Annotated in this window: 20 protein-coding genes; 9 read left to right on the top strand and 11 right to left on the bottom strand. The window is 68.4% G+C overall.

Annotated features, from left to right (window positions below; all coding sequences use genetic code 11):
* Positions 1 to 103 precede the first annotated feature (103 nt).
* Together ACYR7D_RS20825 and ligD are read left to right on the top strand one after the other, a co-directional pair.
* Positions 104 to 1189: an ATP-dependent DNA ligase gene (locus ACYR7D_RS20825; RefSeq protein ID WP_459546209.1), complete on the top strand. Its 1086-nt coding sequence runs from the start codon at positions 104 to 106 to the stop codon at positions 1187 to 1189.
* Entirely contained in the window at positions 1186 to 2196 is a 1011-nt protein-coding gene (gene ligD, locus ACYR7D_RS20820; protein WP_459546208.1) for a non-homologous end-joining DNA ligase, read from the top strand. The genes ACYR7D_RS20825 and ligD overlap by 4 nt, the downstream gene beginning before the upstream one ends.
* 34 nt (positions 2197 to 2230) lie before the next feature.
* On the opposite strand, the gene ACYR7D_RS20815 is transcribed toward ligD, so the two are convergent.
* The 3 genes from ACYR7D_RS20815 to ACYR7D_RS20805 all read right to left on the bottom strand — a co-directional run bounded on the left by ACYR7D_RS20815 (position 2231) and on the right by ACYR7D_RS20805 (position 4928).
* On the bottom strand, positions 2231 to 2986 hold the full coding sequence (locus ACYR7D_RS20815; RefSeq protein ID WP_459546207.1) for a hypothetical protein: 756 nt from the start codon (positions 2984 to 2986) through the stop codon (positions 2231 to 2233).
* 117 nt (positions 2987 to 3103) lie between these two features.
* Complete coding sequence (locus ACYR7D_RS20810) at positions 3104 to 3667, bottom strand: TetR/AcrR family transcriptional regulator (RefSeq protein WP_459550228.1); 564 nt, start codon at positions 3665 to 3667, stop codon at positions 3104 to 3106.
* A 115-nt stretch (positions 3668 to 3782) separates the two neighbouring features.
* A complete protein-coding gene (locus ACYR7D_RS20805) occupies positions 3783 to 4928 on the bottom strand; it encodes an acyl-CoA dehydrogenase family protein (RefSeq protein ID WP_459546206.1) in 1146 nt (381 codons plus the stop codon).
* A 205-nt stretch (positions 4929 to 5133) separates the two neighbouring features.
* On the opposite strand from ACYR7D_RS20805, the gene ACYR7D_RS20800 reads away from it, so the two are divergent.
* The 3 genes from ACYR7D_RS20800 to ACYR7D_RS20790 all read left to right on the top strand — a co-directional run bounded on the left by ACYR7D_RS20800 (position 5134) and on the right by ACYR7D_RS20790 (position 8435).
* Positions 5134 to 6564 (top strand): SDR family NAD(P)-dependent oxidoreductase, encoded by a 1431-nt coding sequence (locus tag ACYR7D_RS20800; protein ID WP_459546205.1) that lies wholly within the window; start codon positions 5134 to 5136, stop codon positions 6562 to 6564.
* A 40-nt stretch (positions 6565 to 6604) separates the two neighbouring features.
* Entirely contained in the window at positions 6605 to 6982 is a 378-nt protein-coding gene (locus tag ACYR7D_RS20795; RefSeq protein ID WP_459546204.1) for a DUF2784 domain-containing protein, read from the top strand.
* A gap of 100 nt (positions 6983 to 7082) precedes the next feature.
* Positions 7083 to 8435 carry a CoA transferase gene (locus ACYR7D_RS20790; protein ID WP_459546203.1) on the top strand — a complete coding sequence of 451 codons (1353 nt, stop codon included), beginning with the start codon at positions 7083 to 7085 and terminating at the stop codon, positions 8433 to 8435.
* Positions 8436 to 8463: 28 nt separating this feature from the next.
* Here the strand turns inward: ACYR7D_RS20790 and ACYR7D_RS20785 are convergent, their stop codons facing one another.
* From ACYR7D_RS20785 to hpnE, 7 genes are all read right to left on the bottom strand, one after another.
* Positions 8464 to 8796, bottom strand: a complete 333-nt coding sequence (locus tag ACYR7D_RS20785; protein WP_459546202.1) for a hypothetical protein — start codon at positions 8794 to 8796, stop codon at positions 8464 to 8466.
* Between the two features lie 40 nt (positions 8797 to 8836).
* Complete coding sequence (locus ACYR7D_RS20780; protein WP_459546201.1) at positions 8837 to 9811, bottom strand: GlxA family transcriptional regulator; 975 nt, start codon at positions 9809 to 9811, stop codon at positions 8837 to 8839.
* 529 nt (positions 9812 to 10340) lie between these two features.
* Positions 10341 to 11000: an Rv0361 family membrane protein gene (locus ACYR7D_RS20775; protein WP_459546200.1), complete on the bottom strand. Its 660-nt coding sequence runs from the start codon at positions 10998 to 11000 to the stop codon at positions 10341 to 10343.
* Between the two features lie 86 nt (positions 11001 to 11086).
* A complete protein-coding gene (locus ACYR7D_RS20770) occupies positions 11087 to 11473 on the bottom strand; it encodes a hypothetical protein (RefSeq protein WP_459546199.1) in 387 nt (128 codons plus the stop codon).
* Between the two features lie 32 nt (positions 11474 to 11505).
* Positions 11506 to 13731, bottom strand: a complete 2226-nt coding sequence (locus ACYR7D_RS20765; protein ID WP_459546198.1) for an acyl-CoA dehydrogenase — start codon at positions 13729 to 13731, stop codon at positions 11506 to 11508.
* A 142-nt stretch (positions 13732 to 13873) separates the two neighbouring features.
* The gene (locus ACYR7D_RS20760; protein ID WP_459546197.1) at positions 13874 to 14395 is read right to left on the bottom strand and encodes an SRPBCC family protein; all 522 of its coding nucleotides are present in this window, start codon (positions 14393 to 14395) and stop codon (positions 13874 to 13876) included.
* A 70-nt stretch (positions 14396 to 14465) separates the two neighbouring features.
* A complete protein-coding gene (gene hpnE / locus ACYR7D_RS20755) occupies positions 14466 to 15848 on the bottom strand; it encodes a hydroxysqualene dehydroxylase HpnE (RefSeq protein ID WP_459546196.1) in 1383 nt (460 codons plus the stop codon).
* A gap of 65 nt (positions 15849 to 15913) precedes the next feature.
* Here hpnE and ACYR7D_RS20750 point away from each other — a divergent pair, with 65 nt between their 5' ends.
* From ACYR7D_RS20750 to ACYR7D_RS20735, 4 genes are all read left to right on the top strand, one after another.
* Entirely contained in the window at positions 15914 to 17140 is a 1227-nt protein-coding gene (locus ACYR7D_RS20750) for an oxygenase MpaB family protein (protein WP_459546195.1), read from the top strand.
* A 107-nt stretch (positions 17141 to 17247) separates the two neighbouring features.
* Positions 17248 to 18336 carry an ADP-ribosylglycohydrolase family protein gene (locus ACYR7D_RS20745; RefSeq protein ID WP_459546194.1) on the top strand — a complete coding sequence of 363 codons (1089 nt, stop codon included), beginning with the start codon at positions 17248 to 17250 and terminating at the stop codon, positions 18334 to 18336.
* Between the two features lie 125 nt (positions 18337 to 18461).
* Positions 18462 to 19223, top strand: a complete 762-nt coding sequence (locus ACYR7D_RS20740) for an SDR family NAD(P)-dependent oxidoreductase (RefSeq protein ID WP_459546193.1) — start codon at positions 18462 to 18464, stop codon at positions 19221 to 19223.
* A gap of 149 nt (positions 19224 to 19372) precedes the next feature.
* Positions 19373 to 20245 carry an acyl-CoA thioesterase gene (locus ACYR7D_RS20735; RefSeq protein WP_459546192.1) on the top strand — a complete coding sequence of 291 codons (873 nt, stop codon included), beginning with the start codon at positions 19373 to 19375 and terminating at the stop codon, positions 20243 to 20245.
* Positions 20246 to 20290: 45 nt separating this feature from the next.
* Here ACYR7D_RS20735 and ACYR7D_RS20730 read toward each other — a convergent pair whose 3' ends face one another.
* Entirely contained in the window at positions 20291 to 21313 is a 1023-nt protein-coding gene (locus ACYR7D_RS20730; RefSeq protein WP_459546191.1) for an oxidoreductase, read from the bottom strand.
* Positions 21314 to 21447 lie beyond the last annotated feature (134 nt).

Genomic DNA, 21447 nt, shown 5'->3' with positions numbered 1-21447 from the left:
CGGTGCGCCGGCCGCCTGTCGGTGCGAACTCCTATCATCGGGCCCGATGAATCGGCGCCGGTCGCGACGTCGATACGGGTGAACTCGACCCGAGGAGGACCGTATGGATCTACCGGTGATGCCGCCCGTCCGGCCCATGCTGGCCAAAACCGCACCCGGGATACCGCCCGGCCCCGGGCTCAGCTATGAGCCCAAATGGGATGGTTTCCGCTGCGTGGTGTTCCGTGACGGCGCCGAGGTAGAACTCGGGTCCCGTAACGACAAGCCGCTGACCAGATACTTCCCCGAGATGGTCGACCTGCTGCGGGAGGTACTGCCGCCGCGCTGTGTGGTCGACGGGGAAATCGTGATGGTCACCGCGGACGGTTTGGATTTCGATGTGCTCCAGCAGCGGCTGCATCCGGCGGCTTCCCGGATCGCCAAACTCGCCGTGGAGACCCCCGCCAGTTTCGTCGCTTTCGATCTGCTCGCGCTGGGGGACCGAGATCTCACCCCCGCACCGTTCACCGAACGCCGCCGGTTGCTCGAATCCATCCTGGATACCACGGCGGATCGGGTGCATCTGACCCCGCTCACCGGCGACCCGCACACCGCCCGGGACTGGTTCACCCGATTCGAGGGCGCCGGTTTCGACGGTGTGATGGTCAAGGCCGACGATCTGCCGTACCAGCAGAACAAACGGGTGATGCTGAAGGTCAAGCACGAACGCACCGCCGACTGCGTGGTCGCGGGGTTCCGCTGGCACAAGGACGGCCGGGGGGTGGGGTCGCTGTTGCTCGGTCTCTACGACGACGAGAAGAACCTGCACCATGTGGGGGTGGCGAGTAGTTTCACCGCTGCCCGGCGCACATCTCTGATCGAGGAACTCGCGCCCTACCGGGAAAACGCCCTCGCGGGGCACCCGTGGCGGGATTGGGCCGATGTCGCCGCACAGGCCGCTTCCGCCGGGGCGATGCCCGGAGGGATCAGCCGCTGGAGCGGCGGTAAGGATCTGTCCTGGGAACCCCTGCGCACAGAGCTGGTGGCCGAGGTGCGTTACGAGCATCTGCATTCGGGCCGGCTGCGGCACGGCGGCCGGCTGGTCCGCTTCCGGGCCGACCGCACCCCCGAGTCGTGCACGTACGCCCAGCTGGAGGAAGCCGCGCCGGCCGAACTGCGTGAGATCTTCGGCGCATCGGTGGCGAAATGAGGGAAACCGTCGAGATCGAGGCAGCCGGTCGTCCGCTCACCATCAGCAATCCGTCCAAGGTGTACTTCTCCCGCCGCGGGGAAACGAAACTCGACCTGGTGCGCTACTACGAAAGCGTGGCCTCGGCCTTCTTCCGCGCCAACGGCGACCGCCCACTGTTGCTCGAACGCTATCCCGAGGGCGCCGCCGGGAAATCCTGGTTCCAGAAGCGGGTACCGAAATCGGCGCCGGACTGGCTGCACACCGTCGAGGTCTCCACGCCGAACGGTACGACCAGTGATGCGCTGGTCGCCCATGATCTGGCCCATGTGCTGTGGGCGGTGAACCAGGGGTGCCTCGGTTTCCACGTATGGCCCAACAGGGTGCCCGATCTGCGGATCGCCGACGAACTCCGGATCGATCTCGACCCCTCGCCGGGCATCGGCTTCGACGAACTGCGTGCCGCCGCGATCCGCACCCGTGAACTCTGCGCCGAACTCGGTATCGAGACCTGGGTGAAAACCTCCGGTTCACGCGGTCTGCATCTCTACATCGCGCTGGAACCGCGTTGGGACGGCTATCAGGTCCGGGCCGCCGCGGTCGCGCTGGCCCGCGAGTTGGAGCGACGGTTCCCTGGCGAGATCACCGCGCACTGGTGGAAAGAGGAGCGCGGCCGCCGGGTCTTCGTGGACTACAACCAGAACGCCCCGCACAAAACTGTGTTCGGCGCCTGGTGTGTCCGGCCCAAGGTCGGCGCGCAGGTTTCCACCCCGCTGGCCTGGCCGGAACTGGATACGGTGGTTCCCGAGGAGCTGACCATCGCCACCGTTCCGTCCCGCCTCGCCGAATACGGCGACCCGTGGGAGCACCGCGCCCCACAGTCCATCGAACCGCTGTTGGCGATGGCGGAACGCGATACGGCCGCCGGTCTGATGGACGCGCCCTGGCCCCCGCAGTACCCGAAGATGCCCAACGAACCACCGCGGGTCCAGCCGAGCCGTGCCCGCCGCCCCGACCCCGCCGGGTGAGATCTCCGGCCCGGCACCGCGCGGCCGGCGGTCGCTACGACACCCACAGCACCCAGGTATCGTTCTCGCACACCAGGGCGTGTCCGGTGACCGTACGGGCGGTGCCGGGGCCGGAACAGGTACCGCCTTCGTCCGCTGTCCGTGCCGCGACACGATAGGGCCCCGACCACTGGTAGCCGGTGACCGATCCCGGATCGGTCAGGCACAGGAGCGTACTGCCGTCCACCGCGGCACCCACCAGGGCCGGCTCGGGGCAGGCGGTGTCGAGCCGGGCGACCGGGGGCACACCGGCCGGGTCGATCCCGGTCGCCGTGGGTGAGGCCGGGTGCTCGGTGGGTACCGGCACGACCGTGGCCGACGGGCCGACGGGGGCCGAAGAGGGCGGCTCCCGCGTACCGGTCGGATCGCCGACGGCATCTTCGGCCCGGGCATACATATCCGAGACCTGCTCCCGCGGCAGGATCACGAAAGCCGCGAGCAGTGTCACTTCGGCCGCGCCGAGCAGGAGTGCCGCGACGGCCATGAGCCGGCCCCGTGGATGGGCGAACGCGATGAACCCGAAGACGAGTGCGACCGGAAAGAGCAACAGCAGAGCGGCGACCAGCGCTATGACCGCGTAGGGGTTGACGATCGGACGCTCACGCTCGGTGCGTGGCAGCTCCTCATCGAAATGGTCCTCGGGCTCCTCCCACCGCTCTCCGCGCCACCGCTGCCCCCGTGGTGGCTCCTGCTCGTGATCCGGTGGTATTTCCGGCCACCGCTGCACCGCCCAGCGCTGCGAGTTTGCCATGAACGATCCCTTCGAGCCGTTACCGGCGGATCCCCCGACCACGGACCCCACCCGGCACTCCGCAAAGAATAAGCGGAATTCCGGGCAGGGGGCCCGGAATCGCTCGCTGCCGCCGGATCAGTTCTCGGCGGCCACCCGGGGCAGCGATTCGGTGACGAGGGTGCTCAGCATGTCCACCAGGAGCGCGTGCACCTGCTCGCGGGTCATGGTGCCCCGGGTGAGCCATTCCCGGCCCGCCACCTTCACCAGTCCCCCATAGGCGCGCACCATGGCCCGCCGGGGTTCGGTGTGCGCGGCGGTATCGGGCAGCCCGATCATCATCAGCAGGCGCTGCGCGGCGGCGTCGTCGGCGGCATCGAGGATCTGTTGCACCTCGGGGTCGTCGCCGACACCTTCGTGGCTTGTCACCTTCACCCAGGTACTGCCGTGTTCGGAGATCGTGTCCAGCAGCCAGCGCACACTGGCCTCGATCCGTTCCCGGGTACTGCCCGTCGGTACGGCGAATTCGTCGGCGCGTGGCAAGGTGACCATACGGCGCACCACCGCGAGGTACAGGTCCCGTTTGTTCCCGAAGTAGTGGTTGATCAGACCGCGGGCCACACCGGCACGCTGCGCCAGTTCCGCCGTGGATACGGCCGCGTAGGGGCGTTCACCGAACATTTCGATGGCCCGGGCCAGGATCTGGGCCCGGCGCTCGTCGGGTTCGAGCCGGCGGCGGCGCCGGACCTGCGCGCCGTCTCCGCCGGACCCGTTGGCAACGGGTCCGGCGGAGACGGCGGCGGAGCGGGGTTCGAGGTCAGAGCCCACGCGCGATGAGGTCCTTCATCACTTCGTTGCTGCCCGCCAGGATGCGCAGTACCCGGGCGCCGGTGTAGAGCTGGGAAATCGGGTATTCGGTCATGTAGCCGTACCCGCCGAACAGCTGTAGGCAGCGGTCCACCACGATACCGAGCTGATCGGTGGACCAGTATTTCGACATGGCGGCGGACTGGATATCGAGTTCGCCCTTCAGATGCCGGGAGATGCAGTCGTCGAGGAACACCCGGTTGGTCCGGGCGATGGTCGCGCACTCCGCGAGTTCGAATCTGGTGTTCTGCATGGCGAACAGCGGTTTACCGAACGCCTCACGGCCCTTGGTGTATTCGACCGTGAGTTCCACGGCGCGTTCCATCATCGCCACCGCCATGATCGCGGTCACCAGTCGCTCCTGTGCCAGCAACTGCATCATTTGATAGAAGCCCTGGCCTTCGACCCCGCCCAGCAGGTTCGCGGCGGGAACGCGCAGACCGTCGAAGAACAGTTCGGCGGTGTCCTGGCCCTTTCCACCGATCTTGGACAGGATGCGCCCTCGGGTGAATCCGGACGTATCGTCCCCCACCTCGGCGAACAGCAGCGAGACTCCGGCCGCGCCCTTCTCCGGATCGGTTTTGGCGGCGATCACGATACCGTCGCAGAGCCAGCCGTTGGAGATGAAGATCTTCGAACCGGTGATCACGTATTCGTCGCCCTCGCGTACCGCGCGGGTCTTGATCGCCTGCAGATCGGAACCGGTTCCGGGTTCGGTCATTCCGATGGACAGGACCATCTCACCGCTGGCGGCCTTGGGCAGGACGCGCTTCTTGAGTTCCTCGGAACCGAATTCGGCCAGATAAGGCGCGATGATCGAACTGTGCACCGGGATACCGAGGGCACCGTCCCCGGCGCGGACCTGCTCTTCGATGATGGCGGCCTCGTGCGCGAAGGTCCCGCCTCCGCCACCGAACGCCTCGGGCACCGCGGGGCAGAGCAGTCCGAGTTCACCGGCCCGCCGGTACAGCGACTTGTCGGGGTGGCCCTGTTCGATGAACTTCTCCTCGTGCGGCACCACTTCCTTTTCGAAGTAGTTGCGGGCGAGTTCCCGTACCGCCTCGACCTCGTCGTCGCTCCATGCGGGGCGTGCCATATCCGCGTCCTCTATCCGTTATCACCCAGCCCGGCGCGGCGGCGCCGGATCGTTTCGGATCGACTTTCCCGCACTATTGGCGGTATGTCAACGAAGTGGCGGGCCGAGGCCGGTGGACCCGATGGCCCGCCCACCGGCGCCACTGCCGGTTTTGCCACAATAGTGGCCACGCTCTCCCAGCTCACGAAGGAATTTCCCAGCACCGATGGCCGAGACCACTATCGATCCGAACGACCTCGCCACCTGTTTGCGGGTACTCGACCAGGCGGGCCGGCTGGAGACCGACCATCCGGATTCGATCACGGTGCAGCGCGCGGTCGGCCAGATGTTCAAACACCTCAAACGCCAGCGCCGCACCGCCGCCCGGCAGGCGAAACTGGCCGCCGACCGGGCGGTGGTCGCCGCCACGGCCACCGGCTCACCGAACCGGATCGACGACGAAACCGCCGGTATACCGATCAGCTCGGCCACCACCGGCAGTACCGCCGGTACCCTGCTGCGGCCCCGCGGCTGCTATATCTGCAAAGAGAAGTACACCCGCGTCGACGCCTTCTACCACCAGCTCTGCCCGGACTGCGCGGCCATGAGCCATCGCCGGCGCGATGCCCGCACCGATCTGTCGGGCCGGCGCGCACTGCTCACCGGGGGCCGCGCCAAGATCGGCATGTACATCGCGCTGCGGTTGCTGCGCGACGGCGCGCACACCACCATCACCACCCGCTTCCCCAACGACGCCATCCGCCGGTTCACAGCCCAGCCCGACAGCGCCGACTGGCTGCACCGGCTCCGGATCGTCGGTATCGATCTGCGCGACCCCGCCCAGGTCGTGGCGCTGGCCGACGATATCGCCGCCCAGGGTCCGCTGGATATCCTCATCAACAACGCGGCGCAGACCGTGCGCCGCTCCCCCGGTGCCTACAGTGCGCTGGCCACGGCCGAATCGGGCCCGCTACCGGTCGGGGAACTCCCCGAAAAGGTCACCTTCGGCCAGACCACCCAGGCCCATCCGACCGCGCTCACGGCCTCGCTCGCTCCCGCCCTGACCGGTGCCGAGGTGGCCGAACTGGCTCTGGTGGCGGGCTCGGCGACCCCCGACCGGATCGCCCGCGGTGTGGCCATCGATGCCGGCGGGCTGGTCCCGGATCTCGCCCATACCAACAGCTGGGTACATACGGTGGGCGAGGTCGATCCCACCGAGCTGCTCGAAGTGCAGCTGTGCAATTCCGTGGCGCCGTTCATCCTGGTGTCGCGGCTGCGCCCGGCGCTGGCGGCCGCGGCGGCCCGGCGCAAGTACGTGGTGAACGTATCGGCCATGGAGGGCCAGTTCTCGCGGGGCTACAAGGGTCCCGGCCATCCACACACCAATATGGCCAAGGCGGCGCTGAATATGCTGACCCGCACCAGCGCGAACGAGATGTTCACCACCGACCGGATTCTCATGACCGCCGTGGACACCGGCTGGATCACCGACGAGCGGCCGCATTACACCAAGGTCAGGCTCGCCGAAGAGGGTTTCCACGCCCCACTGGACCTGGTGGACGGCGCGGCGCGGGTCTACGATCCGATCGTCCGCGGCGAAGCCGGCGAAGACCTCTACGGCTGTTTCCTCAAGGATTATCGACCGTCCCCGTGGTAATTGTGATGCCGCGGCGAGATCGAGGACATACCCTGGACGGGTGTGGTACCGGCTCCTCGCCGATCTGACCGTCACCGTGCATCTGCTGTTCATCGGCTACGTGGTGGCGGGTGGTTTCCTTGCCTGGCGCCTGCCGCGAACCATCTGGCTGCACGGACTGGCCGCGGCATGGGGCCTGGGTACGGTCGCGATCGGCTACGACTGTCCGCTCACGTACGCCGAGAACTGGGCCCGCCGGCGCGCCGGGGCACCGGAACTCCCGCCGGAGGGCTTCATCGACCACTACCTGACCGGCGTGATCTACCCGGACAGCATGCTCGTCGAGGTTCAGCTCCTGGTGGCAGCCTGCGTCCTGGTCTCGTGGGTCGGCTGGTGGCGTATCCGGCGCGACCCCGCCACCGCCGGTATCCCGGGCTGAACGATACCCCGGTGCCCGGCCGGTTGCGGTGGGGTGAAAAGTGCTGCGGTGTCGGATGTCCCACGGATCGCCGGGGTCGCGAGCCAGTACGCTCGATGCGGTGGATGTGGGTGCGCGGCTGGTTCGTGATTACGAAAAAGGGGCGGGCGTCGGCGAATCGGCGCCGGCGGAGTGGCCGGAGCCGGGAGCGTATCTCGCGGCGACCCTACCGGTGTGGGGTCTGGCCGCCGGGTCGATACGCGCCTTCACCGCCGCGGCCGACCGCTATCGGCACGTCACCGGTACGGCCCCCATCCGGCATCGGCTGGAACCGGAGCGGATAGCGGCATCGTTCACCAGCGATCGCCTGCTGCGCATCGACAGCGCGCCCGCCGGCGGTTTCGCCGATCTCTCGGGTTTCTTTCCCACATTCGACGGCTGGGTCCGCACACACGCGAACTATCCACATCACCGGGCGCGCTTGCTGGCCGCGCTGGACCTACCCACCGACGCACCGATCGAACTCGCCGAAGCCCAGATGGCGATGATTCGCGCGGCCGATCTGGAGGAACTGGCGGCTGCCCGCGGCGCGATCGCCGTACGAGTGCGTGACGAAGCGCAGTGGCGGGCGGGACCGCAGGCCGGGGCGGCGGCGTCCGGTCCGCTGGTGGCGCTGGTGGAGCGCAGCGACCGGCGGCGCTACAGCCTGCCCGTATCCGGGACCCCGCACCAGCCGTTGCAGGGGGTGCGGGTGCTGGATCTGACCCGGGTGATCGCCGGACCCGTCGCCACCAGGGCGCTGGCGCTGCTCGGCGCCGAGGTGCTGCGGGTGGATCCGCCCGGGCTCCCGGAGATTCCGTGGCAGTACGCCGATACCTGCCAGGGCAAGCGGTCCGCTCTCCTGGACCTCCGCGCGGCGGGCGCGCAGTGGGAAGGGCTGCTGGACCACGCCGATGTGCTGGTCACGGGGTACCGTCCCGGGGCGCTCGAGCAACTGGGTCTCACCGGCCGACCGGGATTGATCCACGGCCGGATCAGTGCGTGGGGTTTCACCGGTCCGTGGGCGGGCCGCCGTGGTTTCGACAGTATCGTGCAGGCGGCCACCGGGATCGCCGTGGTGGAGGGCGCATCCGCGGTGCCCGGCGCCCTACCCGCCCAGGCTCTCGATCACGCCTCGGGCTATCTGCTCGCCGCCGGCCTCGTGGACGCGCTCGCCGCCCGGAGGGTGGACGGATACGGTCGTGATGTGCGGGTGTCGCTGGCGCGGACCGCGACCTGGTTACTGTCCGAACGGGGGCGAACTCCCGACCATCCCGCCCCGGCGACGCCGGGAGCGCACACCACGGTGACGCACGACCGGATCGTCACCGCCGCACCGGCACTGGCCGAGTTTCCGGACTATCCCTTCCCGGCGCCGGATTACGGTCGCGCCCAGCCGAGCTGGTCGGAGACTCCGGTGGCGGAGCAGCGCTGAGCCCGCCGGGGTGTTTTCACCCGGTGGATCAGAGACCGGTGGCGAGCCGGACCACGACCTTGTCCGGAGTGACTTCCTGCACCGTGAGATTCAGGCCCTGCGCGGATTCGGTCTGTCCGCGCGGCACCCTCACCTGTTGACCCGCCACGGTCAGGGTGACGATATCGCCTTCCACCGCGGTGAGTTCGGCGTCCACGCCGAGCACACTGATCCGGGCGTCCACGCCGCGGTCGAAGGTGACGGTACAGCCACTGACCTGGCATTCACTCGTGGCACCCGATCCGGTGGCGGTACAGGCGGCCACCGTGAAAGGGATGGCGAAGACGAACACGGAGGCGGCGATCAGCCGTCGAACAGACATGCGGCCAGTGTAAGGACAGGTCGCCGGGCAGGTATCCCTTTCACTGCCGGGGACGGTTGGCGCGGATCTCGGCCAACGATATTCCGCGTCGCCGGCGGGCGAGCGCGCGCAGGGCGCTCGCGTTGACATAACCCACTTCGCGGGCCACCGCGCCCACCGTGAGCCCGGTGGTCCGCAGCAACTGGGTGGCGCGGTCGAGCCGGATCTCGTCGGCGAAGTCCTTCGGTGACATACCGAGTGCGGCGCGGGTGGCCCGTTGCAGACTGCGCTCGGTGACACCCAGCTCCCGAGCCGCCGTAGTGATCAGGAACTGTTCCGATATATGGCTCCGGACCCAGCGCTCGTATCCGGCGATCAGCGGATTGCCCCGGGCGACGACCTCGGGTATGACATAGGGGCTCTGGCTGACCCGGTCCCCGACGGCGAGGTAGCGACCGGCCAGTTCGGCGAGCTCGGGACTGCTGCGATAGACCAGGGACAACGCCAGGTCCATATGCGACAGCGAGGCCCCGGCCGTGGTGATCCCGTCGCTGTGGCAGAGAATGCAGCTCTCGTCCAGTTCCACCCGGGGGTAACGCCCGCGGAAATGGGTACCGAGCCACCAGCTCGTCGTTGCCGCGCGGCCGTCGAGCACCCCGGCTTCGGCGAGGAAGAACGTGCCGGTGCAGGCCGCGGCGAGATGCACTCCCTCCGCACCGGCCCGGCGGATATGGTCGAGTATCCGCGTATGCACCGGTGCCGAGACGAAATCGATCAACGGCTCCGGCTCCAGCAGGTTCACCGCCGGCACCGTCAGGGCGTCCAGCGGTTCCGGGACCTCGTGCAGTGGTGTGGTCGGCACCAGAGTGCCCCCACCGGAACGCACCGACCTACCCAGGGAGATCACGCGGACGTTCCACGGGGCGGGGGGGTCCTCCAGATCCTTACGCAGGGTGTTGGCCATACCGAACGCACCGAGCAGTGCGCCCAGTCCGAAATCGGCTACGCCGTCCACAACGAAGATTCCGATATCCACGACCGGATAATACGGTTACCGAATGATCAATACGGAACCAATCGGTTTCTTCGATTCGGCGAGTCACCGCATCATCCCCTCCGCGAGCACATGTCGCAAACAGATCCTTTCCTGTCGCGTCCGCCCCTCTGCCATCACCCGGGGGACCCGTAAGGTCGAGGTCACGAACGGCGCCGGTCGCCTCCCCCAGCGACCGGCGCTTATTTGCGCGATCACGGTGACACCAGGGTGAACGGCCGGCGATGAGCGCTACGCGCCGCGCGACCGTGGTACCCGACGACCCCGGTGCGTGTCCGACCCATCCTTCCCAGGTGTGGGAGCCGAGGACAGTCGCACCAGCGGGAACATTCACCGCAGGCCCCGCGTCCGATCCGGCGTGTACGAGTGCATGGTTGCGGCACTGCGGGGTGCGCCGCAGCCATCCACTCGTACACGCCCCGCGCCGGGAACGAGGCTCGTTCCCGGCGCGGGGTTGCTGCATCCGCTCGTCGCGGCGGTGGATCACCCCGGCGAGTGCGGCGCGCCGCGGTTACCTTCCGCCCAGGCCGAAGCCCGAGTCGTCCATCTCGATATCGGGATCCAGGATCCCGCATACCTTCCAACCGCCGTCTTCCTTCACCAGGTCGTAGGTCATGGTGGAGGTACTCTCGGTGCCCATTACCTCCATGGAGATCTCCATGGTGAAAGTTCCGGAATCACTGCCCGCAGGAACATCGACGCTTTTCAACGTGGTCTTCGACTCGGGCATATCGATATCGGGCATATCGGTGGGCGTGGTCGGATTCTGCTGTTCGTACTGCGAGATCTCGTCCATATCCGCCGCGCACACCAGATCTTCGGCGTCCCCGTCCTGATCCACCCAGGCCTGCGCCACATCGCGCGGATCGTCGTAACCGCCACCGACCACCGAACCGCCGCCATCGCCGAGAAGGAAGAAGGCTCCCGCGCCGACGGCGACCAGTACGACTGCCACACCGCCGATGATCAGCCCGATCTTGGCGCCGCCGCCTCCGGACCGGGGCGGAGGGCCGTAGCCGCCCGGCGCCCCGTACGGCTGCCCCGGCGGGTAGGGCTGCCCGTACTGCGGCTGCCCCGGATACGGCTGTCCCGGACCGGGTTGCCCCGGGTAGGGCTGTCCGGGCGGTATCGGCTGCCCGGGCTGCTGGTACGGATTGTGCGGGTGACCCATTCGGAAGACCTGTTTCCTTGCTCTCTGCTGCACGACACCGGTATGACGCCGCGTCCTCACACTAATTTCCCTACAACACCGTGGCGTTAACACCGAATCGGGGCATATCGTCCGAACGCTCGACGGTTGTGCGGGCAGCGGAGTTCCGATACACCTTCCCAGGTGTGGCGATCCGGCCGGGTCCACCCCGGGCCGGTGGCGAGCTCACCGAAGGATTTCGCCGCGTTCCGCGGCGGCGAGTGCGGATCCCCGCGGGCCGGAGCGGCCGCCGGCGCCCGGTCGACGACCACCGCGGCCGGCCGTATCTCGTCCACCGCTCCGATACCGTGTCCTGCACCCCAGATATCACGCCACGCCTTGGGTTCGCCGGAGTTCAGGAATTCCAGCGATCCGGGTCCGCCGGCCGAGGCGCCGAGGGCATCGGGATCCAGGCCCGCGGCGGTGATGCTGGGACGCAGATAGTTACCCTTCACGCCGGTTTCCGCCGCCGAGCCCGCGCCGGGCGCTATTTCCGCGGCAGCCCGAGCACCAGCGTCGCAATGGTGTTGAGCTGGATCTCCAGCGTTCCCCCGCCGATCACCCACGTGGGGATATCGAGTTCGTGGTGTACCGGCTCGGAAACGGATTCCCCGAACGCCGCCGCGGGGCCGATGAGATTCAGCGCCGCGGCGGCGGCCGCGGTGTGCAACATGGACGCGGCGGCCTTGGCGACGCTCGTGGCGGGACCGACACCGTGCCCGTCCAGGCGCCGGATCGTTTCCCGGAGATTCAGCGCCGAGATGGCGGCGCCGCGCGCACTGATCCGGCCGAGAGTACGGACGGCGTCATCCCGGGCACCGGCGTACTCGCCGCGCTCGATGATGCCCCGGATACGCCGGTCGTGCCCGGGATCCCGGACACCGCCGATGAACAGGCGCTCCTGCGCCAATGTCTCCAGGGTCAGCGACCAGCCCTGACCCGGTTCACCGAGCACCATATCGTCGGGTACGAAAGCATTGTCGAAGAAGACCTCGTTGAATTCGGCATCACCGCTGGCCTGGGTGATGGGACGCACCTCTACACCGGTTCCGTGCATATCGACCAGGAACATGGTCAAGCCGCGATGGCGTTCGGCGTCCGGATCGGTCCGCGCCAGCAACAGACCCCAGTCGGCACGATGGGCTAGGGTGGTCCAGATCTTCTGTCCGTTCAATTCCCATCCGCCGTCGACCCGGGTGGCGCGCAGGCTCAGCGACGCGATATCGGAACCCGCCTCCGGCTCACTGAAGAGCTGGCACCAGATCTCCTCACCCCGCAGCGCCGGTGCGGCCAGACGGGCGAGCTGCTCGGGACTACCGCGGTGCAGCACGATCGGCACCACCCACTGGCCGATACCCATGGACGGCTGGGCGATACCGTGCCGGTCGTACTCGTCCTGCAGGATCAACTGTTCGAGAGGGCCCGCCTCGATACCGTAGGGCCGGGCCATCGGCGGCGCCACCAGACCACTGTCGGCCAGCAGCGTACGGCGCGGGCCGGGCCGTACCGCATCGTCGTCGCCGATCTTCGAGGGAGCCGGGTTGTCCAGGGCGGCGGCCCGGTCCAGGATCTCCGCCACCCACTCCCGGAAGGAGGAGTCCGTTTCGGGCAGCGGCACAGTGAACGTACGTGGACCGTGCAGCGCCACCTCACCGAGACGCCGTTCCCAGGTCTCCACCGGACCGGCCAGCCCGGCGAGCGCGATGGCCCGCCGCCAGTACAGATGCAGATCATGTTCCCAGGTGAATCCGATGGCGCCGTGCAGGGCGAGACATTCCACCGCGGCGTGCACCGCGTTACCGAGGGTGGTCAGCGCCGCGCCCGCCACCGCGTGGGTGCGCTGACGAGCCTCGTCCCCGAGTCCCCGTACGGCATCCCACGCCGCGGCCGCGGCCAGTTCCGCGGTGATCAGTAGCTGCGCGGTGCGGTGCTGTACAGCCTGGAACGCGCCGATCGGACGGCCGAACTGACGACGCGATTTCACGTAATCGGTCGCGGTCTCACTGCACCAGCGGATCACGCCCGCGGCCTCCACCGCGAACAGGGCCACCACGATATCGACGGCCCGCTCGCTGTCGAGTTCCACGGGTGCGGCGGCGACGTCGCGGAAGCGGAGAACACCGATATCACGGCCGAGATCGGCTCCGTCGCGTACGTCGACCTCGACTCCCGCGGCGGCACGTTCGACGAGGAACCATCGCGTCTCCGCGGCGGAGGCCGCTGCTACCACGAACAGTTCGGCGGCGGCCGCGCCGAGCACCGGGCCGGTCTCGCCGGTGAGCCGCGGCCCGGAGTGGTCGTGCGCGCCCGTTCCCGGCGTGAACCCGATCCCGTGCTCGGGCAGGATCACCGTGCCGGTGGCACCGGTGGCGAATTTCCGCAGACCGGTACGGACGGTTTCGCCTTCCCGCGCCGCGGCGAGTACCGCACTCGCGACCGTGGTGGGCACCAGCGGCCCCGGCAGCAGCGCACGACCGGATTCGGCGAGCACCACCGCCAGTTCGCCGAGCGTGCCGCCTTGACCACCGACGGATTCCGGCAGGTGGACGCCGGTGAGCCCGAGTGCCACCAGGTCCGGCCAGAATCCGGGCAGCGCGCCCTGTCTCAGACTTCCGGTGTTCTTCCTGGTGTACTCACACCCGGCGTGGCGGCCGGCGAATCCTGCGACGGTCTCGGCCAGCGCCACCTGGTCGGTGGTCAGGGCAACGGGCACGGTTCTCACTCCGGTCGACGGGTTCGGGGATACTGTCCCGTTTCCGGGACCGTACCCAGATTAGAACACGTTCTACTCGGAGTGGAGTCGTTCGGCGTCCTCGGTCGCGTATACGGAGATCACCGCGACTCCGGCCGGAACGTCACCGGCCGTGCCGATCGGCTTCGAGTTCCCGCTTCAGCCGCACGAGCGTACGGCGGATGTTGTCCTTCTGGAATTCGGCGAATCCGCGCCGGCCGGTGGCAATGCGGTCGAACCACAGTGCCGGAGTATCCGGCCAGGTCTTCCTGTCGTCGTACCACGTCTCGGTGATCCGGGTCCCCTCGGCGACCCGTTCGAACCGGTACTCCCACGTGGCGACATCCACCGGTAGCAGCGGTTTCCACAACCCCCACCGGCGCACCTCGAAAACGAACCGGCTCGGCCGGGAGGCCTCGAGCACCACACATTCGGTACGCCAGCGCATCGGACCCCGGCGGTTCGAGCCCACGAAGGTCATTCCGGGATAGGCGGGCCGTCCCGGTTCGGGCACCACCGCCCCGGTGTTCTCCGGACTCCACCGTCCCATTTGCGTCACGTCGGTAACCGCGTCGTAGGCGGTCTCCGGATCGATGTCCACCACAACGCTGTCGGAGACCTCGATGGTCCGGGTTATCTTCACCACGGCTGTAGCTCCTTGTCCGCTCCCGTCGGGGTCGATCGTAGAGCGGCCGGGAAAAGGGCGACGCCGCGTGTCATCGCCGGTCGCCGGCCCGGGCACCCGGGGAATCGTGGGCCAGCAGAGCCGCCACGGCCCGTTCGGCACTCTGCGCGGCACTCTCCATGGTGGCCGACCAGTCGGTGCGGGTCCAATCACCGGCCAGCACCAGATTCGGTACCGAGGTCCGCTGGTCCGGACGCAGGCCGTCCGTCCCGAGTACTTGCGAGAAGGTGGCCCTCGGCATTTTCACCACCTGCGCGTGCACGAGGTTCGCCGCGGCCGCCTCCGGATAGTAGCGCCGGATAAGATCCAGTTGTTCCGCGACGATCTCGTCGTTGCTCTTGTGGATCTGCTCGTAGGCGCCACTGGTAGTGAGGCAGTAGAGCCAGGCACCGTCGGGGACGCGCCGGTGCATCCGCTGCCGATCGAAGACCTCGTCGATCACACCGGTGCCGCCGATCAGGGCCTCCATCGCCGTTCTCGTACGCAACGGCCGATCGAGGTAGAGGTTGGTACTGACGATGGGCGTGCTGCCCAATTTGTCGGCCGCCGCGTAGATCTCGGCGTGTTCGGGCAGATCGTCGAGCAGGCCGTGGATACGGGAATTGGGTACCGCGCACACCACGGCGTCGGCCGGGATCTCCGTGCCGTCGGCGAGTTGCACGCCGGTCACCGACCCCCCGGAGATGATCACCTTGCGGGCGACGGTGCGGTAACGCACCTGGACTCCGTATTTCTCGAACGCCTTTTCCGCACCGGTGATGTACAGGGTGTCCAGATCCACCGTGGGATAACCGATGGTGACCCCCACACGGTCCCGGACACCGATCCGGATACCGGTGGCCAGTACATCCGCGAAAACCTTCGCCGATTCCCGGTCGACCGGCTCGGCCGCGATACCGAGCGCGAGCCAGTCCCACAGCGCTTCTCGCGCCATGGCCGGCATCCCCACTCGGTCGAACCACTGCGCGGTGGTGATATCACCGAGATCGGCCGGCTGGAACAGGGCCTGGCGCGCCAGTTCGACAGTCGCCCGCAGCGCCCGCAGCCGGGCGAGGGGGCCCGCGTCGGGATGCGCGCCCAGGAGGGTTTTCCACGCACGGAACCCGGTGGTGTGCAACAGGACCGCGCGTCCCCCCGGCCAGCGCAGCGTGCCCGAGCCCGGGAATTCCACATACGCCCGCGTGCCCACGCTCTCGAGGTACCGGAACAGGCTGTGATAGCCACTGGCGAGAACATGCTGGCCGTTGTCGGCGGTATCACCGACCTCGGCGGCCCGCATCGCCTGGGTCCGGCCACCGAGGCGGGCACGCCGCTCCAGCAGCGTCACCCGCGCACCGGCCTCGGCCAGCCATACCGCGGAAGCGAGCCCGGCCAGGCCGCCTCCGATCACGACATAGCGGCGGGGATCGTTCATCTGTGTCTCCAGAACGTCGGGCACTCCTCTTTGACACAATGTAACGCAATCACTACATTCGTTTCATGGGTTCCGAGAACACGGGTGCGAGCATCCCCACCCGACACCCCGCCGGTCCCGTCCGGGTACCCGGCCTGCGACCTTTCGCCATGCTGATGGGTATCGGCGCACCCGACGCCGGCCGATGGGACGCCATGGGCGCATCCCTGCTGGTGGGCGACGAACCGATGGATACACTCGTCGACTGGATGACCGGCACCGGAATGGCCGTCACCCGGCCGCTTTTCGAGCAGGCCCTGACCGCGGGCATCGATACGGTGCCGGAGGCACCGGAACCACTGCGCACATTCTTCACCGCCGTGGAGACGAGCCCGCCCTGGTTGGACGAGAAGAAACTGCACCGCGGCGAACGGGTGCTCCGTATGGGCGGCTACGACGGGCTGTACCTCGCCCGTGACGTCTCCTTCCTCGGCGGCTACCTCGCCTCGGGATTCAACAAGACCCTGTTGCGGACCGGAGCCCTGGAAAAGGGCCCGGCCCAACGGTTCGCCGAAACGATGCAGTGGGCGCTGGATGTCCAGAACGGGATGGAGAAGTTCGGTCCGGGCTACCGCTCCACCCTGCATGTGCGATTCGTGCACTCGCTGGTCCGCCGGCATGTAGCGGCCATGCCCGACTGGGATACCGAGGCCTGGGGACTGCCGATCAACCAGACCGATATGGCCGCCACCCTGGTGGGCGCGCTCATCGCCCCGTTCATCGGCGGTATACCGATGGGTATCGCGCCCTCCCGGGCCGATCGGGAAGCGGCCGCCCACCTCGCTCGCTACGTGGGATGGCTGATGGGCGTCGCGGACGAATGGCTGCCCAACGGGTTCCGGGACAGCGTCCGCATCCTGTACCACTGCATGACCGCCATCACCAACCCGGACGAGACCACCCGTCAGCTCGCGCTGCCGATGGCCGATGATCCGCTCACCTGGAACTATCCGAATCTGCCCTGGTTGCGCGGCCGGATCGCCCGCGCGCAGCATCTGTCGATCTCCAGCATGTATCTGGGCCCCAGGGCCATGCGGGAACTCGGCCTGCCGCCATATGTACCACCGTGGTACCCACTGCTACGGATGCCGGTCAACCTCGCCCGCACGATACTGACCCGGATGAGCCCGGCAGCGCGCGCCCGCGCCGAGGAACGTGGCCTTCGGGAGCAGGAAGCGTTCAAACGCTTGCTGGTGGGCTCCGGCCCCGCCACGGTCGGTATGGCGGCGCATCATCTTCAGTCCACCGCGTAAGAAGCCGCGGTGGAGAACAATGGCGCTCATGGTCGAGCACGCGGATTTCCGGCCCTCCAGGGCACAACGTTGTGCCCGCACGAGCACAGCTGCAAGGATCCCCACTCGTGCGCGATTACGAGACGCTCGTCGACCGGGTCCGCGGAACGCTGTTGGGCGGGGCGGTCGGCGACGCCCTGGGATGGCCCATCGAATTCCGCTCGTTGGCGAATATTCGCGGCGACCACGGCGCGGACGGGATCACCGGCTTTCCGCCGGGCCCCTCGCCGGATGCGCCGCAGCAGATCACCGACGACACTCAGATGACCCTGTTCACCGCCGAAGGACTGCTACGCTGCCCACCCGACGCCGACCCTGTCCCCGCCGTGCAGCGGGCCTATCTGCGCTGGCTGGCAACGCAACGGGAACCGCACCCCGCGCCCGCGCCGGACGGCTGGCTGGCCGGGCTGCCGTTCCTCTACGCGGTCCGCGCCCCGGGGAACGCCTGTATGAGCGGTCTGCAGCAGCAGGAGCGCGCCTACCTCGTACCGCGGCCGGTCGGTGAACCCGGGCCCGTGAATCCCCGGTCCAAAGGCTGCGGCGCGGTGATGCGGTCCGCACCGTTCGGGATGGCCGGCCTGGGCCCGGAACCGGCCTTCACGCTCGCCGCACGATGCGGTCAGCTGACGCACGGTCATCCGACCGGTTACCTGGCAGCCGGTGCCTTCGCGATGCTGGTCGATCGGCTCGTGGCGGGTGTGGATCTGCGCACCGCGCTCGCGGAGGCCATGGAGCGGCTCGACGCGATACCCGGGGCCAGCGAAGCACACGGGGCGTTGCGCCGTGCCATCGGGCTCGCCGGAGCCGGACCGGCGACACCGGAAGGGGTCGAGGAGGTGGGGCAGGGCTGGGTCGGCGAGGAATGCCTCGCCGTCGCGGTGTACTGCGCGTTGTCCGCGGAACGCACCGGCGATATCCGCGGCGCGCTGTTGCTGTCGGTGAACCATTCCGGCGACTCCGATTCCACCGGAGCCGTGACCGGCAACCTGCTCGGCGCCCGGCACGGATTGTCGGCGTTGCCGATGGATTGGGTGGGTGCCGTGGAGGGGCGCGATGTCCTCGTCCAGGTGGCGGACGATCTGGTGGTGACCTTCCACTACGGCAACAGATCCCGGACCGGCGACCGGTACCCACTCGACACCGCGGTCACCGGCTGACCGCGGCGGCACTTTCATCGATGCTTCTGCGAAAAGCACCGTCCGGTATCGCCCACCCGCTATAACGTAGGCCCGTATCCGTTCGGCGAGTGCGTCCGGCACTCACACCGAGAAGGACAGGGAATATGGAGATTCAGGGATCACGCGCGGTCGTCGTGGGCGGCGCCTCCGGCATGGGGCGGGCCAGCGCCGAACTACTCGCGGCGCGGGGCGCCACCGTGGCGATCATCGATCGGACAGCCGCCGAGGGCAGCAAGGTCGCGGCAGACCTCGGGGGCTCCTTCTTCGAAGCCGATGTCACCGACCACGCCGGTATCGAAGGCGTGCTGGCCGACGCGGTGGCCCGGCTCGGGGGCCTCGATATCGCGGTGAACACCGCCGGCGGCGGGATCGCCAAGCGCACGTTGTCCAAGACCGGGCCCCACGATCTGGAATCCTTCACCAAGATCATCGACCTCAATCTGATCTCCACCTTCAATCTCAACCGGCTCCAGGCCTGGCATATGAGCCAGGGTGAGCCGAACAGCGACGGTGAACGCGGTGTCATCGTCAACACCGCCTCCATCGCGGCATTCGAAGGCCAGATCGGGCAGGTCGCCTACACCGCCGCCAAAGCCGGTATCGCCGGTATGGCGTTGACCATGGCCCGCGATCTGGGTTCGGTCGGGGTCCGGGTACTCGCCATCGCGCCGTCGCTGTTCGATACCGGCATCCTGGCCGGGGTTCCGGAAGAGATGGTCACCCCGCTGGTCTCCGGCAACGCCTTCCCCAAGCGTATGGGCCGACCCGAGGAATACGCCAAACTGGCCTGCGCCATCGTCGACAACGCGATGCTCAACGGACAGTGCCTGCGCCTGGACGCCGGAATGCGCTTCGCGCCCAAATGATCCCGCACCCACCCCCGCACGCCCCGGCTCGGCCCCCGGCGCCGGGCCGGGGCGACGGGGGTGGTATCGCGGCGCGACACCATAATGAGAGCGCACGGTAGCTCGAACGCCGCGGCTCGTGGCCGCACTTCGCACCACTGGAGGTGGCCATGACCCTGGAATCCGTCCGCCCGGCGGAATCACTACTGGACCGGCTCGCCCTCGAACGTATCGAGGAACACCGCTTCCGTGGACGCACCCACGACGGCCCCGCACGCCGCAGCTACGGCGGTGAGGTCGCGGGGCAGGCGGTGCTGGCCGCCGGGCTCACCGCGCCGGAAGACCGGCCGATCCATTCCGCGCAGACCTACTTCCTGCGGCCCGGCGACACCACGATCCCCACGGAGTTCGCGGTGACACCGGTCCGGGACGGCGGTTCGTTCTCCACCCGCCGGGTGGAGGCGAGCCAGCACGGGCGGGTGATCTTCACGATGCTGGCCTCCTTCCACCGCCGCGAAGACGGGCTCACCCACCAGATGGCCGAGCTCGACACCCCCGATCCCGAGGAGGTACCCGGCCTCGCGGAGACGTTCGCCGGGCATCCCGCGGCACTGGAGTGGACCTCGACCTTCCTGAACGCCCTGGGCATCGATGCCCGGTTCCCGGACCCGCCCGCACGGGCACACGCCATGCGCGGCGAGGCGAGCCCACCGCGGCAGCGGGTCTGGTTGCGCACCCGGCGACCCGTGTCCGATATCGCGCTGGGTCAGGCCGCCTGCCTGATGTACATCAGCGATCTGCTGCTGCTCTCGGCCACCACCGGACCACACGGCCCGGCACTGCGGGACACCGACCTACAGGTGGCGACCGTCAACCATTCGATCTGGTTCCACGCGCCGCTCCGCGTCGACGAATGGTTTCTGCACGACCAGTACGGCCGCTGGTCCGGCGGGGCGCGTGGGCTCGCACACGGCGAGATCCTCGACCGGTCCGGCCGGTTGTGTGCCACCACGATGCAGGAGGGCCTGATCCGGCCGCGGTGAGATCGTCTGCTACCGGAACCGGCGTGCGCCGGTATCCGGGGGGCGCTATGCGCTTTCGCCGGCGGCTTCCGGTGACGGGGGTACCGGGCGGACGGGCATATCGGCGGGCGAGCGCGGTACGTTCTCGCCGAACGGGAACACCACCCCGGTGAGTTGCTCGGCCGTCGCCCACAGCCGGCGTCCGTTGTCCGGATCATGTGCCAGCGGCGAGGCGGCGACCGGCACAGCGGGGCCCACCAGCCCCCACCGCTTCGCGGGACCGTAGAACGCACCGCCCGCCGCACCGGGGTCGAGCGCCGCTCGCAAGATCGGCAGTGCCCCCTGCGCGGGGGTCTGGGTCACCAGCCGCGCCAGCGTCATCACGGTATCGCTGTAGGCGATCCGGACCAGCACACTCCGATCGCGCAGGATCGTGGACCGCACTCCGCCCGGGTGCGCGCCCACCGAGAGGGCCCGTACACCCGCGGACCGTAGCCGCCGCTGCAGTTCGACCATGAACGTCGTGGTGGCCATTTTCGACCGTGAATAGGTGACCAACCGCCCGAAGCTGCGCTCGGACTGCAGATCGTCGAAATCCAGCGCCGCCGTGCGGTGACGATGACTGAGACTGCTGACACTGACGACCCGGCCCGCCGGTGCGGCCGTGACCAGCTCGATCAGCCGGCCCGTCAGCGCGAAATGCCCCAGGAAGTTGACCCCGAAATCACTTTCGAAACCGTCGGCTGTCAGCGTGCGGGTCCCAGCCACCACTCCCGCGTTGTTCACGAGCAGGTCGATCCGGGGCAGGTCGCCGCGCAGCCGCCGCGCGCAGGCCTCGATCGAACCCAGGTTTCCGATATCGACGTGCACCGCCCGTATATGGGCGCCGGGTACCGAATTCTCGATATCGGCCCTGGCCCGCGCGGCAGCGGCATCGTTGCGGCAGGCGAGCACGACCGCCGCGCCGCAGCGGGCGAGGCCCCGGGCCACCTCCAGTCCGATCCCGGTGTTCGACCCCGTCACCACCGCGATACGGCCCGATTGATCGGGCGCATCCGCCACTGTCCACGGTTCGTTCGAAGAGCTCACGCCACTATCCCGTTCCCGCGCGGTATATGCCACCCGGATCGGGGCGGCGCCCCTCCGGCAGCAGGTGCAGGCTGATTATAGTGTAATTCTCCATAATGGAGAATAGCATTTTCACGAGCACCGCTCCGGCCGGA

It is taken from the genome of Nocardia sp. X0981 (assembly GCF_977089955.1).
The sequence above is the reverse complement of the archived record's forward strand: the minus strand, read 5'-3'. Positions and strand labels throughout refer to the sequence as shown.

Coding starts and splice junctions, on each gene's coding strand:
- ACYR7D_RS20825 (WP_459546209.1), top strand. CDS start 104: ATGGATCTACCGGTGATGCCGCCCGTCCGGCCCATGCTGGCCAAAACC.
- ligD (WP_459546208.1), top strand. CDS start 1,186: ATGAGGGAAACCGTCGAGATCGAGGCAGCCGGTCGTCCGCTCACCATC.
- ACYR7D_RS20815 (WP_459546207.1), bottom strand. CDS start 2,986: ATGGCAAACTCGCAGCGCTGGGCGGTGCAGCGGTGGCCGGAAATACCA.
- ACYR7D_RS20805 (WP_459546206.1), bottom strand. CDS start 4,928: ATGGCACGCCCCGCATGGAGCGACGACGAGGTCGAGGCGGTACGGGAA.
- ACYR7D_RS20800 (WP_459546205.1), top strand. CDS start 5,134: ATGGCCGAGACCACTATCGATCCGAACGACCTCGCCACCTGTTTGCGG.
- ACYR7D_RS20785 (WP_459546202.1), bottom strand. CDS start 8,796: ATGTCTGTTCGACGGCTGATCGCCGCCTCCGTGTTCGTCTTCGCCATC.
- ACYR7D_RS20775 (WP_459546200.1), bottom strand. CDS start 11,000: ATGGGTCACCCGCACAATCCGTACCAGCAGCCCGGGCAGCCGATACCG.
- hpnE (WP_459546196.1), bottom strand. CDS start 15,848: ATGAACGATCCCCGCCGCTATGTCGTGATCGGAGGCGGCCTGGCCGGG.
- ACYR7D_RS20750 (WP_459546195.1), top strand. CDS start 15,914: ATGGGTTCCGAGAACACGGGTGCGAGCATCCCCACCCGACACCCCGCC.
- ACYR7D_RS20740 (WP_459546193.1), top strand. CDS start 18,462: ATGGAGATTCAGGGATCACGCGCGGTCGTCGTGGGCGGCGCCTCCGGC.
- ACYR7D_RS20735 (WP_459546192.1), top strand. CDS start 19,373: ATGACCCTGGAATCCGTCCGCCCGGCGGAATCACTACTGGACCGGCTC.